Origin of the sequence: Dyella terrae (genome assembly GCF_004322705.1) — a bacterium.
In the GTDB taxonomy this organism is placed as follows: Bacteria; Pseudomonadota; Gammaproteobacteria; order Xanthomonadales; family Rhodanobacteraceae; genus Dyella_D; species Dyella_D terrae.
Genome location: NZ_SIZZ01000001.1, coordinates 159,039 through 174,121 on the forward strand (window position 1 = coordinate 159,039; position 15,083 = coordinate 174,121).

Here is a 15,083-nt window from a genome sequence, read left to right on the forward strand (position 1 = left end):
GGTTGCTGAAACAGGAGAGTTTCCATGCGTCGTCTCGTACTCGCCGCGGCCGTGTCCGTCGGTCTCATTTCGTCCGCCCAGGCCGTCGAAGGCATGTGGCAGCCGGCCCAGTTGCCGACGATCGCCGGCATGCTCAAGCAGCATGGCCTCAAGCTCGATCCGAAGTCGCTGACCGATCTCACCGCGTATCCGATGGGTGCCATCGTCAGCCTCGGCGGCTGCACGGCGTCCTTCGTGTCGCCGGACGGCCTGGTCGTCACCAACCACCATTGCGGCTACGGCGCGCTGCAGTACAACTCGACGCCGCAGAAGAACCTCATCGTCGACGGTTTCCTCGCGAAGAACTTCAGCGAAGAGCTGCCGGGCGATCCGAACATGCGTGTGTTCGTCACCGAGGAAATCCGTGACGTCACCAAGGAAATCACCGGCAAGCTTACCGACAGCATGAGCGGCGCCGAGCGCTACAAGGCGATCGAGCAGGCGATCAAGGCGCAGGTGAAGGCCTGCGAATCCGATGGCTATCGCTGCGACGTCTACACGTTCCACGGCGGCTACAGCTACCAGTTGATCAAGCAGCTGGAGATCAAGGACGTGCGCCTGGTGTACGCGCCGCCGGAATCCATCGGCAAGTTCGGTGGCGACATCGACAACTGGATGTGGCCGCGTCACACCGGCGACTTCAGCTACCTGCGCGCCTATGTGTCGAAGGACGGCAAGTCGGCCACGTATTCGAAGGACAACGTGCCGTACAAGCCCAAGCACGTGCTCAAGGTGAACCCGCAGGGTGTGGAGCAGGGCGACTACGTGATGGTCGTCGGCTACCCGGGCCGCACCAATCGCTATCGCCTGTCGGACGAAGTCCAGAACTCGATCGACTGGGTGTACCCGACCCAGATCAAGGTCTACGAAGACACGCTCGACATCATCAACACCGCAGGCAAGGCCGACCCGAAGGTGGCGGTGAAATACGCCAGCATGGTGGCGGGCCTCAACAACTACCTGAAGAACTTCGGTGGCCAGCTCGAGGGCCTGCGTCGTGCCGACGCCGTGCAGGTGAAGCGTGATCAGGAAGCCCAGCTCGAAGGCTGGCTGAAGAAGCAGGGCGGTGCCGAGAATCAGGCGCTGGTGGCCGACATCGCCAAGTTGCGCCAGGCCATTGCCGATGAGAAGGCGCAGCGTGATCGTGCGCTGGCACTGAGTCTGGTCAATCGCGCCTCGCTGCTGGGCACCGGCGTGCGTCTCGTGCACCTTGCCAAGGAGCGTCCGAAGGCCGATCTCGATCGCGATGCCGGGTATCAGGAACGCGACTGGGTGCGCATCGAAGGTGGCCTCAAGCAGCTCGAGCGTCGCTACGATCCCAAGGTCGACCAGCAGTTCCTGGCCTATGGCCTCAAGCGCTACATCACCTTGCCGAAGGACCAGCGCCTGCCCGCACTCGACGCGTGGCTGGGCGATGCCAGGACCGACACACAGATCGAGCAGAAGGTGGTCGCGTTGTACGCCGGCTCCAGGTTGGGTGATACCGACGAGCGCCTGAAGTGGTTCAAGGCCGACAGCAAAGCGATCGATGCCAGCAACGACAGCGTGCTCAAGCTGGCGCGCGCGATGCAGCCGGAACTGCAGAAGATCGAAGACGAGGCCGATGCGCGTGCCGGCGAGATGACCAAGCTGCGCCCGCGCTTCATGCAGGCGATGATCGCGTGGAAGGACTCGCAGAATCTGCCGGTCTACCCGGACGCCAATTCCTCGCTCCGCGTCACCTTCGGCAACGTGCAGGGCGTGGCGCCGCGTGATGGCGTGAGCTACTCGGCCTTCACCACGGCGCAGGGCATCGTCGAAAAGGCGACGGGCAAGGTCCCGTTCAACGCGCCGCAGGCGGAGCTCGATGCGATCAAGGCCAAGGCCTTCGACGGCTATGCCTCCAAGAAGCTCGGTACGTTGCCGGTGGACTTCCTGGCAGACCTCGACATCACGGGCGGCAACTCCGGCTCGCCCGCGATGGATGCTGAGGGCCGCCTGGTCGGTCTCGCCTTCGACGGCAACTGGGAGTCGGTGAGCGGCGACTGGCTGTTCAACCCGCAGCTCAACCGCGCGATCCAGGTCGACGTGCGCTACATGCTGTGGGTGATGCACCACCTCGACCACGCCGACAACCTGCTCAAGGAGATGGGCGTGCCGGCGAAGTAAGTCGGCAGGTGTTACGAAAAACGGGCCAGGCGGCCCGTTTTTCGTTTCAGTCACCCGGGTCGCGGTTATTCACGGCGGATTGACGCGCGCCGCAGTGCACTCGCCGCCTCCGCCACCCGCACCACGAGGCGCGTCATGCACCCGTCCCACGATCAAGGCTGTGGCTGCGTTGACGGCCATCGTCGCACCCTCCTCAAGGCGACCCTGGGTGCCACGGCACTAGGTGCGATCGGCGGGTTCAGCCTGCTTGCCCCCCTGCTGGCCGAGGCGGAGGCGCTGACCAAGACGGCCCTCTCCAGGGAGATGCGCGACAAGCTCACGCCCGATCAGATCATTGCCCTGATGAAAGAGGGCAACGAGCGGTTCCGGTCGGGAAAGACAGAAATGCACGACTACGTGGCGCAGAAGCGTGCAAGCGCCGGTGGTCAGTATCCGGCGGGTGTCGTGCTGAGCTGCATCGATTCGCGAGCGCCGGCGGAGATCATCTTCAACGTTGGCATAGGCGCCATGTTTAATGCCCGGATTGCCGGCAACGTGGCCAATGACGATCTGCTGGGCAGCCTGGAGTTTGCCTGCGCGCTCGCCGGGGCCAAGGTCGTGTTCGTGATGGGGCACACCGCATGTGGTGCAATCACGGGCGCCATTGATCATGCGCAGTTAGGCAACCTCACCGGCTTGCTCGAGAAGATCAAGCCTGCGGTGCAAGCCACGAAATACGACGGTGAGCGAACCAGCAAGAACGACGCTTTCGTCGATGCCGTGGCGAGGACCAACGTCGAGCTCACCATCGACGCTATCCGCAAGCGCAGCGACGTGCTGGCGGGGCTGGAGCGCGAAGGCAAAATCAAGATCGTGGGCGGCATGTACCACCTGGTAGGAGGACTCGTGGAGTTCTACGCCTGAGCTGATCTGTCGCGTCGGGTTCCGTGCGCCCAGCGGCTACACTAATCGGGATGCCCATCGATCACCGACCTCCCGCCATCTTCCTCATGGGGCCCACGGCTTCCGGCAAGACCGCGCTGGCGTGTGCGCTCAGCGATCGCTTTCCGTGCGAGCTGATCAGCGTCGACTCGGCCCTCGTGTATCGCGGGCTCGACATCGGCTCGGCCAAGCCTGGTGCGACGACCTTGCAGCGGTATCCGCATGAGCTGATCGATATTCGCGACCCGGCCGAGCCCTACTCAGCAGCGGACTTCCGTGTCGACGCGTTGGCCGCCATGCAGCGGATCACAGGGCGGGGTCATGTTCCCTTGCTCGTGGGTGGGACGGGGCTGTATTTCCGGGCCTTGCAGCGCGGGCTTTCGAACCTGCCCGAAGCCGACCCCGAGGTTCGCGAGCGTTTGAGCGCCGAGGCGGCAAGCGTGGGCTGGCCGGCCATGCATGCACGTTTGCGGGATCTCGATCCGGTGGCGGCGGCGCGCATCGGGCCCAATGACGCCCAGCGCATCCAGCGCGCGCTGGAGGTACTTCAGCTGACCGGGCGCCCGATGTCGGAGCAGCAGGGCGCTTCGGGCTATCGACTTCCCTGGCGGGTGCTCAAACTTGCCCTTTTGCCGGAGGATCGCGCGCCACTGCATGCGCGCATCGCGACCCGCTTCGATGCGATGCTGGCCGAGGGTTTCCTTGACGAGGTCCGGGGGCTCCGGGCTCGCGGTGACCTGCATCCCGATCTTCCCGCCATCAGGGCAGTGGGTTACCGGCAGGCCTGGGAGTTCCTGGACGGCCAGATATCGGAGTCCGAATTTCGCGATCGCGGCGTCTTCGCCACGCGCCAGCTGGCCAAGCGCCAGATCACCTGGCTGCGAAGCGAGCTCGATGCCCGGGTCCTGGACCCGGATCAACCGGGGCTGGAGTCCCGGGCCGCCGATGCCCTCACATGGTTTTTGCGCCCGGCGTCGGAGATTTGAGGCGCCGATTTTGCAAACTTTTTACAGGCAACACGCACAGGGCTCATTTGCCCTGCAAATGCCCTTTCATCAACGATTTAAAAGTGGTTAATATTCAATTGTCTTGGGCCGGGGCGCGACCTGCGTCTTTTATCCGGCCCGTGGGTTGCGAGGGGAGAACATAAAATGTCCAAAGGGCAGTCGTTGCAAGATCCGTTTTTGAATGCTTTGCGCCGTGAGCGCGTTCCGGTCGCCATTTATCTGGTCAATGGAATCAAGTTGCAGGGCACGATCGAGTCGTTCGATCAGTTTGTGGTGCTCCTGCGCAACCAGGTGAGCCAGATGGTCTATAAACACGCCATCTCCACCGTCGTCCCAAGCCGCAATGTCCGCGTGGGCAATGGTCACGACGGCCACGTCGAATCCGCGACGGGTGCCGATTCCGAGGCTTGATCGGCCGCTCGGGAAGACCCATGTGAACAAGGCTGTGGGCACCAGCCCGCGGCCTTGTTCGCCTGACGTGGCCCCGAGGGGCGCCAGGGCGATCCGGTGTATATCCCATACACTTGCCATGTTCCGGCCTTGCGCCGGTGTGGCTACTCGCACAGGTCATCCCAGATAAGTGTTCGACAGACAGAAAAAAGGTGAGCGCGCCGTGCTCGTCCTGCCGCATTCGCGCGGTGAAGGCGACAGCGCCAGGCGTGCCGAAGAATTTGCCGAGTTGGTCAAATCGGCCGGCGCCGAGGTGCTGGGAAGCATTCCCGCACGCGTCGATATCCCCAATCCTCGCTTCTATATTGGCTCGGGCAAGGCCGAAGAAGTGGCCGAGATGGCCGCGGCACTCGAGGCCGACCTGGTGCTGGTCGATCACACCCTTTCGCCCGTGCAGGAGCGAAACCTTGAGAAGCATCTCAAGGTGCGCGTGGTCGATCGCGCCGGACTCATCCTGGATATCTTCGCCCAGCGCGCCCGTTCCCACGAAGGCAAGCTGGAAGTGGAGCTGGCCCAGCTCAAGCACATCGCCACCCGGCTGGTGCGGGGCTGGACCCACCTTGATGCCCAGCGCGGCGGTGCGATCGGCAACCGCGGCCCCGGCGAAACCCAGCTGGAAACCGACCGTCGCCTGCTCGCCGAGCGGGTGAAAATGCTCACCAAGCGTCTGGAAAAGGTGCAGGTACAGCGCGGTCAGCAGCGCCGTGCGCGCCTGCGCAATACCGTGCCGCGCGTGGCGCTCGTCGGTTACACGAATGCGGGCAAGTCCACGCTGTTCAACGCGCTGACCTCCGGCGAAGTGTTCGCGGCGAACCTGCTCTTCGCCACGCTGGATCCTACGGTGCGCAAACTCGACGACCTCAGCTGCGGCCCCGCAGTGATTGCCGATACGGTCGGCTTCATCCGTGATTTGCCCCACGACCTGGTGGCCGCCTTCCGCGCCACCCTGGCCGAAGCCCGCGATGCCGACCTGTTGCTGCATGTCAGCGATGCGGCGGACGACGAGCGCGAGTACCTGCACCGCGTCGTCGACCAGGTGCTGGAGGAAATCGATGCCGGCGACGTCCCGCAACTACGCGTGATGAACAAGATCGACCTGGCGGGCACCGAGCCCCGGATCGATCGCGATAGCGAAGGGCGGCCCACGGCGGTCTGGTTGTCGGCGGCGTCGGGGCAGGGGCTGGACCTGCTGCGCCAGGCGCTGGGCGAACTGCTGGGCGGTGATCGCGTCCGTTCGGCGTTGCGCCTGCCACTGACCGAAGGGCGCCTGCATGCGCGTCTCCGGGCGGCGGGAGCCATCGCCAGCGAAGACGTCGATGCCGATGGATGGATGCTGCAGATCGATGCGCCCCGCAGCGTGCTGGCACCCCTGGGTGGTGGGACGGAGGCCGAGGCGGCGCTGATGCGCGGGCTGCTCGACGTCCCGGAACTGTCGGTCGACGAGTGACAGGCAGGCGGGTAGTCGCCCGCCTTGCTCCCTTACCTGAAGCAGCCTGTATGGTTCCCGGCCCGGTCGCGTCGGACGCGTTCCTGGCACCCAGTCTGCCGTCTACCTCTGGTAGAATCCCGACTGTTTGTGCGACTCCGTGCCGGACGGCACCCTTGCCTCGACACGACCCGTCACCATGTTGCATACCGATCAAGGTGTTTTCCGGCCGATGTTGCCGGCCTCCCAGCGGCCTCAAGGAGACTGACAATGGCCTGGAACGAACCCGGCAACGGGCAGCGTGACCCCTGGGGCAAGAATCGCCAGCCCGGCGGCAAATCGGGGCTGGACGACATGCTCAAGCAGTTGAAGGCACGTTTCGGCAAGCTGGGCGGTGGCCCGGGCGGCGTGCTAACCATTATCGTGGCCCTGGTCCTGGCCTCGCTCCTGCTCAGCAGCTACACCATCGTCGATGCCCGCCAGGCTGGCGTGGTGCTTCGCTTTGGCCAGTACTCGCGCACCCTCGGCCCCGGCTTCCACTTCAAGCTTCCCCGCCCGTTGGAGTCGGTCACCAAGGTCAGCACCACCGAGATTCGCTCGGTGACGGACACCGTCCGCATGCTGACGGCCGACGAAAACATCATCTCGGTCGACTTCAACGTCCAGTACCAGGTGTCGGACGCGCGCAAATTCCTCTTTGCGCTGAGCGGCAAGCCGGAAGACACGCTGCGTCAGGCATCCGAAGCCGCGGTGCGCTCGGTGGTCGGCGCCAACGTGATGGACAACATCCTCACCAGCCCCGGCGCAGAGCAGGTCATCGCCGCCCCGGCGACCGCCACGACGGCGGCAGCCCCCGTGACCACCGCCCCCGTGGCAGCGGCCGCGCCGGCCCAGACGCGTGACACTTTGCAGCAGCAGACCCGCGAAATCCTTCAGGCGACGCTGGACAGCTACGACTCGGGCCTGCGCATTACCGACGTCAGCTTCCAGAACGTGGCGCCGCCGCAGGAAGTGAAGGACGCTTTCGACGACGTCAACGCGGCGCGCGAAGACAAGCAGGGCACCGAGAACAACGCCCGCGCCTATGCCAGCAAGGTGGTGCCGGTGGCCCGCGGTGAAGCCGCGCGCATCGCTGCCCAGGCCCAGGGTTATGCCGCCGAGCGCGAGGCTCGCGCCACGGGCGATGCCGCTCGCTTCAATCTCATCCTCAAGGAATACCGCGCCGCGCCGGAGGTCACCCGCCGTCGCCTGTGGCTGGAAACCGTCGAGGACGTGATGTCGAACAACCCGAAGGTGCTCGATGGCGCCAACGGTCGCAACATGATCTATCTGCCGCTTGATCGCGCCGCCGGCAACGTCAAGGACCTGCCGCCCGTCGGCACGGTGATGCAGTCCGGCGCGGCGGATGCCACGGGCAAGGAGAAGCAGCCATGAAGTTCTTTGCCGGCATTCTCGTCGTCCTGGCCGTCCTCCTCGGCTACAACAGCATGTTCGTCGTGCACGAAGGGCAGGCCGCCCTCGTGACCCAGTTCGGCCGCATCGTGCGCGCCGGCGACGCCCCAGGCCTGCACTTCAAGGTGCCGTTGATCCAGCAGGTGCTGTTGTTCGATAACCGCATCCTGCCGCTCGAAGCCAAGCCGGAGCGCTATTTCACTTCCGAGAAGAAGAGCGTCAACGTCGATTTCTACGTGAAGTGGCGCATTGCCGACAGCGCAGCCTACTACCGCGCCACGGCCGGCCAGGAACTGCAGGCTGTCAGCAGCCTGGCGCCGATCGTGAAGGACGCGCTGCGCTTCGAATTCAACGCGCGCACCTTGCAGGAACTGATCTCGGGTGGCCGCAAGGACATTACCGAGCGCGTGCGCAAGCAAACCGACGCCGCTGCTCGCAAGAACCTGGGCATCACCGTGGTGGACGTGCGCATCAAGCGCATCGACCTGCCGGACGAAGTGAGCGAGTCCGTTTACAAGCGCATGCGCGCCGAGCGCCTGCAGCTGGCCAACGAGCTCCGCTCGACCGGTCAGCAGGCTGCCGAGGCCATCCAGGCCGATGCCGACCGCCAGCGCCAGATCCTGATTGCCGACGCCGAGCGTGACGCGGCCTCGGTGCGGGGTGAGGGCGACGCGAAGGCCGCCGGTATCTATGCCCTGGCCTATGGTCAGGATCCGGAGTTCTTCGCGTTTTATCGAAGCCTGGGCGCGTACCGTAAGTCGTTCGAGGACGGCAAGGGCGTGCTGGTGCTCAAGCCGGATTCCGAGTTCCTGCGCTATTTCAACGACGGCAACAGCAAGCGCTGAGGAAGGATGTCCTTAAGTGATGCCGCGTGATCTGGCGGCCGCCTTATGCCTGGTGGTCGTCATCGAAGGACTGGTTTTGTTTGCGGCGCCCCGTGGGTGGCAATCGGCCATGCGCGAGGCGCAGAAGCTCGCCCCGGGCAAGCTGCGACTGATCGGCGCGGTGGCCATGGCGGCGGGCCTGCTTTTCCTGCAGTTCGTGCACTAGTCACGACTGAGCAACGCGATTCGTTTCACATCCTCCGGCCCCTCGGGCCAGCCATATCGAGCGAGTAAAGATCATGGGTAAGTCAGTCGTAATCCTTGGCGCGCAATGGGGCGACGAAGGCAAAGGCAAGATCGTCGATCTGCTGACCGAACAGGTCAAAGCCGTGGCCCGTTTCCAGGGTGGCCACAATGCCGGCCACACGCTGGTGATCAAGGGCAAAAAGACGGTCCTCCACCTGATTCCGTCGGGCATCCTGCGTGACGATGCGCTGTGCCTGATCGGCAACGGCGTCGTGCTGTCGCCGGCCGCGCTCAAGCAGGAAATCGAAGAACTCGAAGCGCAGGGCGTGGAAGTGCGCTCGCGCCTGAAGATCAGCCCGGCTACGCCGCTGATCATGCCGTACCACATTGCCGTGGATAAGGCGCGCGAAGCCGCCGCCGGCAAGTCGGCCATCGGCACCACCGGTCGCGGCATCGGTCCGGCTTATGAAGACAAGGTGGCACGTCGCAGCGTGCGCGTCGCTGACCTGATGTATCCGCACGAGCTGCCGGAGAAGGTCAAGGCCGCCGTCGAGTACCACAACTTCATCCTCACGCAGTGGTTGAAGGCCGAACCGGTCGACTTCCAGCAGGTGCTCGACGATGCGCTGGCCTATGGCGAATTCATCCGCCCGATGGTCGACGACGTCGCCACCATCCTGCACGACGTGCGCAAGGAAGGCGGTCACATCCTGTACGAAGGTGCGCAGGGCGCGCTGCTCGACATCGATCACGGCACGTATCCGTACGTGACGTCCTCCAACACCACCGTCGGTGGCGCACTGGCCGGTACCGGCGTGGGCGCGGGTGACATCGACTACGTGCTGGGCATCTGCAAGGCCTACGCCACGCGCGTCGGCGGCGGTCCGTTCCCGACCGAGCTGCACGACGACATGGGCGAGCGCCTGCGCAAGGTTGGCAATGAATTCGGTGCAAGCACCGGTCGTCCGCGTCGCTGCGGCTGGATCGACCTCGTCGCGCTCAAGCGCGCCGTGCAGATCAACGGCATCAACGGCCTGGCGATCACCAAGCTCGACGTGCTCGACGGCCTGCCGACCATCAAGGTCTGCATCGCGTACGAATACCGCGGCAAGCGCCGTGAACTCGCGCCGCTCGATGCCGACGGCTGGGCCGAGTGCAAGCCGGTGTACCTGGAATTCCCGGGTTGGGAAGAGTCCACTGCCGGTATCCGCGAATGGGACAAGCTGCCGCCGGCCGCGCGCGCCTACCTGCGTGCCGTGGAAGAACTCTCCGGCTGCAAGCTGTCGCTGGTGGCCACCGGCGCCGATCGCGATGACACCATCATCCTCGACGATCCCTTCGCCTGAACCTCCGATCGCAGCACGCAAAAGGCCCCCGCTGGGGGCCTTTTGTTTTGTCGTTCATGGCACAGCTTGATAGCGGTGACCGAAGTCCGCGCGGAAGTGAACGCCTTTGCGTGGCACACCTTCGCGTCTGCCTATGCTTCAAGGTGGCCGCGGCTCATCGGATGCGCCGTCGAGGCGCGATACAGCGCGTGAACCACGTGTGCGCGATCGCACAATTGCAGCAATCGACTGACGTCCTGAGCTTCCGATGGACAGCTTTGTGAGCGCGGTACGAGCAGGCGCGGCGCGCAGCACGTAAGTTTGCGCGCAGCCAGGGGCGGCTCTAGGCGGCCAACCGTGGTCAGCGGGTCGAGAGTCCTTGCGACGCTCGCCCGCGCCCAACTCCCCTCACAGCGACTGTCTCCCCGGCAGTCGGGCAATATCGGGCTGGAATCATGCCGCGCCGCCGCATGGCTGGCATGACTTCCGGCCCGTGCCGGCAACCCACGCGCACCGCCACCATCCGGTTGTTCACAAGGATGCTCTGACGGGATCTTCCCACGCGTGAGCGGTGATGCCATACGCCTCCACCGGGTGATGATCCTGTCAGAGCATCTTCAGGCTCGCCGGCCATGCGCCGGAACCACTTCGAGGGGAAATCATGCGTCGCACTTTTCTGGGTTCTGCCATTGTCCTGGCGCTGGCAGGCGCCGCCCTGACCGCCGCACCGTCTGCGTTTGCCGACAAGGCACCGGTCGCCGCCACCGCCAACAAGGTCACCACGCAGCTGCCGCTTTCGGTGCGCCCGTCGCACTACGACGTTGAGGTGACGCCGCACGCCGAGTCGCTCACGTTCGACGGCAAGGTCACGATTACCGTCGACGTGCTGGAGCCGACGAGCAGCATCACGCTCAACGCGATCGACATGAGCTTCTCGAAGGTGTCGTTGACGCCGGCCAGCGGCAAGGCGCTGGCGGATCCCAAGGTCGCGGTGGATGCCGAGAAGCAGACCGCCACGTTCACGTTTGCCAAGCCGCTCGCCAAGGGCAGCTACAAGCTGTCCATGGATTACACGGGCAAGATCGGCACCCAGGCCAACGGCCTGTTCGCGATCGATTACGACACCAAGGCCGGCAAGAAGCGCGCGCTGTACACCCAGTTCGAGAACTCCGACGCCCGCCGCTTCATCCCGTCGTGGGATGAGCCGAACTACAAGGCGACCTTCAACCTCGTCGCTAACGTGCCTGCCGACCAGATGGCCGTCAGCAACATGCCGATCGCCAAGAAGGAAGACGCAGGCAAGGGCCTGGAGAAAGTCACCTTCCAGCCGTCGCCGAAGATGTCGACCTACCTGCTGTTCTTCGGCGTGGGCGACTTCGAGCGCGCCACCAAGATGGCCGGCAAGACCGAAGTGGGCGTGATCACGCAGAAGGGCATGCTCAGCCAGGCCGACTTCGCGCTGGATTCGGCCAAGATCATCCTCGACGAATACAACGACTACTTCGGCACGCCGTTCCCGCTGCCCAAGCTCGACAACATCGCCTCGCCGGGCCGCAGCCAGTTCTTCGGCGCGATGGAAAACTGGGGCGCGATCTACACCTTCGAGTACATCCTGCTGCTCGATCCGACCATCTCCACGCAGTCGGACAAGCAGGCCGTGTTCTCGGTGCAGGCGCACGAAATGGCCCACCAGTGGTTCGGCGACCTGGTGACCATGCGCTGGTGGGATGACCTGTGGCTCAACGAAGGTTTCGCTTCGTGGATGGAGGGCCGCACCACCGCCAAGCTGCATCCGGAGTGGAACACCAAGCTCGAAGAAGTCGGCGTGCGCGAAGGCGCGATGGGCCGTGACGCCATCGCCACCACGCATCCGATCGTGCAGCACATCGAAACGGTGGAGCAGGCCAGCCAGGCCTTCGACGCGATCACCTACTCGAAGGGCCAGGCCGTGATCGGCATGCTGGAAGGCTACGTCGGTGCCGATGGCTGGCGCGATGGCGTGCGCCTGTACATGAAGCAGCACGCCTACGGCAACACGGTGTCCGACGATCTGTGGAAGGCCGTGGAAACGGCGTCGAAGAAGCCGGTGACGACCATCGCGCATGACTTCACGCTGCAGCCGGGTATCCCGATGATCAAGGTGGAAAGCGCCACCTGCAACGCGGGCAAGACCACGATCAAGCTGAGCCAGGGCGAATTCACCCGTGATCGTCCGAACAAGACGGCACTGAAGTGGCATGTGCCGGTGATCGCGCAGACCGTCGGCGGCGAACCCGCTCGCACGGTGGTGGATGGCACCGCCACGATGGAACTGGCCGGTTGCGGCCCGGTGCTCGTCAACGCCGGTCAGAGCGGTTACTACCGCACGCTGTACGGCACCGAGCAGTTCGATGCGCTCAAGGGCAGCTTCGCGAAGCTGCAGCCGATCGATCAGCTGGGCGTGCTCGGCGACAGCTGGGCGCTGGGCATGGCCGGTCTGCAGTCGTCCTCGTCGTTCCTGGACCTGGTGCAGGCAACGCCCGCCGATGCCGACCCGCAGATCTGGGGTGACATCGCCGGTGACCTGACGGCGCTGGACGGCTACTACGATGGCGACGCTGCTCGCCAGGGCGCGTTCCGCAAGTTCGCCGTGGCCAAGCTCAAGCCCGTCTTTGCCAAGGTGGGTTGGGAAGAGAAGGCCGGCGAAGCCGATCCGGTGAAGGTGCTGCGCAACCAGCTGATCGGTGTGCTTGGCACGCTGGGCGACCAGGACGTGATCAAGGAAGCCCGCCGCCGCTACGCCGCCTCCGAGAAGGATTCGAAGGCTCTGCCGGGCGCGATCCGCCGCGTGACGCTCGCTGTGGTCGCCCGCAATGCCGATGCTGCTACCTGGGACAAGCTGCACGCCGCCGCCAAGGCCGAAAAGACGCCGATGGTGAAGGACCAGCTGTACACCTTGCTGTCGGTCGCGCAGGACAAGGCGCTCGCGCAGCGTGCGCTGGACCTCGCGCTCACCGATGAGCCGGGTGCCACCAACAGTGCCGGCATGATCGGCGCCGTCTCGGGTCGTCATCCGGAAATGGCCTTCGATTTCGCCGTGGCTCACAAGGCACAGGTGGACAAGCTGGTCGACTCCACGTCGAGCAGCCGTTACTACCCGGCACTGGGCGGCCGCTCGCTGAACCCGGCCATGGTCGGCAAGCTCAAGGCTTTCGCTGACAAGTACATTGCCGAAGGCTCGCGTCGCGACACCGAAACGGCCATCGCCAACATCGAGTACCGCGTGAAGGTGCGCGATGATCGTATGCCGGCGATCGATGCCTGGTTGAAGCAGCACGGCGCGTAAGCGTTCCGTTTCAGCAGGACGCAAGAAAACAAAGGCCCCGCTTCGGCGGGGCCTTTGTCATGTATGGATCGACTCAGCGGAACCTGAAATGCCGGTGCGCATCGCGCGCTTCGCGCAAACGCCGCGAGTGCGCCTTGAGCAGGTCGCCGCGTGTGATGAAACCCACCATGGCATGCGGCTCGCTCTTGCCGAGCACGATCAGGCGGCCGACGTCGGCTTCCACCATGTGATCGGCGGCTTCGCGCAAGGAGTGATCCTCGCGAACGACCAAGGGGGCACGGGTAATGAGTGTCACCAGGCGTGCCGACGGGTCGACAGCTTCGTCCGTCAGCTGACGCCGCGTCACCACGCCGATGGCCTGTCCCTGGTCGTTGATCACCGGGAAGCCCTGATGCCGCGACGCGTCGCCGCCGCTTCGCAACCACGCGCGCGCGTCGGCGATGGACAGGCTGTCGCGCAGGCTTACCACGTTGCGGCTGCATGCATCACGTACAAGGACTTGCTCGAGGAAGTCGGCGGTGTATTCGGCCGGCACGCGGACGCCACGCCGCGCGATCTTTTCAGTCATGATCGTGTTGTGCATCAGCAGGCCCGATACCAGGTAGGCCGCGACGCACGCAGCGAGCAAGGGCAGCAGCGCATGCGCTTGCAACGTGGTTTCCATCGCGAACACCACCGAGGTAAGAAATGCACGTGAGCTGCCCGCAAACATTGCCGCCATGCACACCAGTGCGGCGACGCGCGGATCGACATGCAAACCCGGAGCGGCATGCGACAGCGCCAGACCGAGGACGCCACCCAGGGCACCGCCAATGGTGAACAGCGGCGCCAGCGTGCCTCCGGACGTACCGCTACCGAGCGCCAGTGACCACGAGATCAGCTTCATCACGCATAGCGATGCCATGGCGGCGAGACCCAGCTGGCCGCTGATGACGGCGCTGATGTTGTCGTAGCCCACACCGAGCGTGCGCGGCGCAAAGTAACCCACCACGCCCACCGCAAGGCCGCCGAGCGCCGGCCACCACATCCAGTGGATCGGCAGCTTTTCGAAGCCGTCTTCGATCGCATAGACAAGCCGCGTGATGCCCACGCTCACGACGCCGAGCAGCAGCCCCATCAGCAGATACATCAGCATGGCCGCAAGCGTGGGGGCGGCGACGTCCGGCATCGGGAACACCGGTCCGGTGCCTTCGAAAAGCATCCGCAGCGTTGCACCGGTTGCCGCTGCAAGTCCGACAGGAATCAGGGAGCGCGCGCGGCGTTCGAACAGGAGCAGTTCAATGGACAAAAGTACGGCCGACACCGGCGCGGAGAAGATCGCCGCCATGCCCGCTGCGGCACCGGCGGCGAGCAGCGTCTTGCGCTCATCCGCCGTCACGTGGAGCAGCTGGCCGATCAATGAGCCCAGCGCACCGCCGGTGGCAATGATGGGGCCCTCCGCGCCGAATGGACCGCCCGTGCCGATCGCGATGGCGGAAGACACCGGTTTAAGCCAGGTGATGCGCGGTGGAATCTTGCTTTCATTGAGCAGCACCTGTTCCATCGCTTCGGGAATGCCATGTCCACGAATGGCGCGCGAGCCCCATCGCGCCATGGCGCCGACGATCAAGCCACCGATCACCGGTACGACGATCACCCAGGCGCCAAGATGGTGACCGGCGGGACTCACGAAATCGGTGCTGATCCGCCCATAGAACGCAAGATGGGTCACCAGGCCGATAAGGGCGGTCAGGCACCACGCAATGCCAGCGACGGCAGCACCAAGCGCGACGGAAAGCAGAGCCACGTAAACCACGCGACGATCCAGCGGACGGAATGTCCGCGGCATGTGCGCGTTGGATAGCGTGGAATCCAGTGAAGGGGCGAGCGAAAGGGCCGCACGGCTGTGCGGGCCCTGGTCAGGGTCATGCATGGGAATGT

The 15,083-nt window shown here is 64.7% G+C and carries 11 protein-coding genes; 10 read left to right on the forward strand and 1 reads right to left on the reverse strand.

The window, feature by feature from the left end:
- Positions 1–24: 24 nt before the first annotated feature.
- From EYV96_RS00820 to EYV96_RS00865, 10 genes are all read left to right on the forward strand, one after another.
- Positions 25–2,187: a S46 family peptidase gene (locus EYV96_RS00820; protein ID WP_131149637.1), complete on the forward strand. Its 2,163-nt coding sequence runs from the start codon at positions 25–27 to the stop codon at positions 2,185–2,187.
- Positions 2,188–2,322: 135 nt separating this feature from the next.
- Positions 2,323–3,090, forward strand: coding sequence for a carbonic anhydrase family protein (locus EYV96_RS00825; protein ID WP_131149638.1), 768 nt, complete (start codon positions 2,323–2,325; stop codon positions 3,088–3,090).
- 50 nt (positions 3,091–3,140) lie between these two features.
- On the forward strand, positions 3,141–4,094 hold the full coding sequence (gene miaA / locus EYV96_RS00830) for a tRNA (adenosine(37)-N6)-dimethylallyltransferase MiaA (RefSeq protein WP_131149639.1): 954 nt from the start codon (positions 3,141–3,143) through the stop codon (positions 4,092–4,094).
- Between the two features lie 165 nt (positions 4,095–4,259).
- Positions 4,260–4,526 (forward strand): RNA chaperone Hfq, encoded by a 267-nt coding sequence (hfq, locus tag EYV96_RS00835; protein ID WP_131149640.1) that lies wholly within the window; start codon positions 4,260–4,262, stop codon positions 4,524–4,526.
- A 169-nt stretch (positions 4,527–4,695) separates the two neighbouring features.
- Positions 4,696–6,012, forward strand: a complete 1,317-nt coding sequence (hflX, locus tag EYV96_RS00840; protein ID WP_131149641.1) for a ribosome rescue GTPase HflX — start codon at positions 4,696–4,698, stop codon at positions 6,010–6,012.
- A gap of 249 nt (positions 6,013–6,261) precedes the next feature.
- Positions 6,262–7,425, forward strand: coding sequence for an FtsH protease activity modulator HflK (gene hflK / locus EYV96_RS00845; protein ID WP_131149642.1), 1,164 nt, complete (start codon positions 6,262–6,264; stop codon positions 7,423–7,425).
- Positions 7,422–8,288: a protease modulator HflC gene (hflC, locus tag EYV96_RS00850; protein WP_131149643.1), complete on the forward strand. Its 867-nt coding sequence runs from the start codon at positions 7,422–7,424 to the stop codon at positions 8,286–8,288. Before hflK ends, hflC begins: the two co-directional genes overlap by 4 nt.
- Before the next feature lie 19 nt (positions 8,289–8,307).
- Positions 8,308–8,493, forward strand: a complete 186-nt coding sequence (locus tag EYV96_RS00855) for a DUF2065 domain-containing protein (protein WP_131149644.1) — start codon at positions 8,308–8,310, stop codon at positions 8,491–8,493.
- A 73-nt stretch (positions 8,494–8,566) separates the two neighbouring features.
- Complete coding sequence (locus tag EYV96_RS00860) at positions 8,567–9,859, forward strand: adenylosuccinate synthase (RefSeq protein ID WP_131149645.1); 1,293 nt, start codon at positions 8,567–8,569, stop codon at positions 9,857–9,859.
- Between the two features lie 640 nt (positions 9,860–10,499).
- Positions 10,500–13,163 carry a M1 family metallopeptidase gene (locus EYV96_RS00865; protein ID WP_131149646.1) on the forward strand — a complete coding sequence of 888 codons (2,664 nt, stop codon included), beginning with the start codon at positions 10,500–10,502 and terminating at the stop codon, positions 13,161–13,163.
- 73 nt (positions 13,164–13,236) lie between these two features.
- On the opposite strand, the gene EYV96_RS00870 is transcribed toward EYV96_RS00865, so the two are convergent.
- Positions 13,237–14,991, reverse strand: a complete 1,755-nt coding sequence (locus EYV96_RS00870; RefSeq protein ID WP_131151435.1) for a chloride channel protein — start codon at positions 14,989–14,991, stop codon at positions 13,237–13,239.
- Between the last annotated feature and the right edge of the window lie 92 nt (positions 14,992–15,083).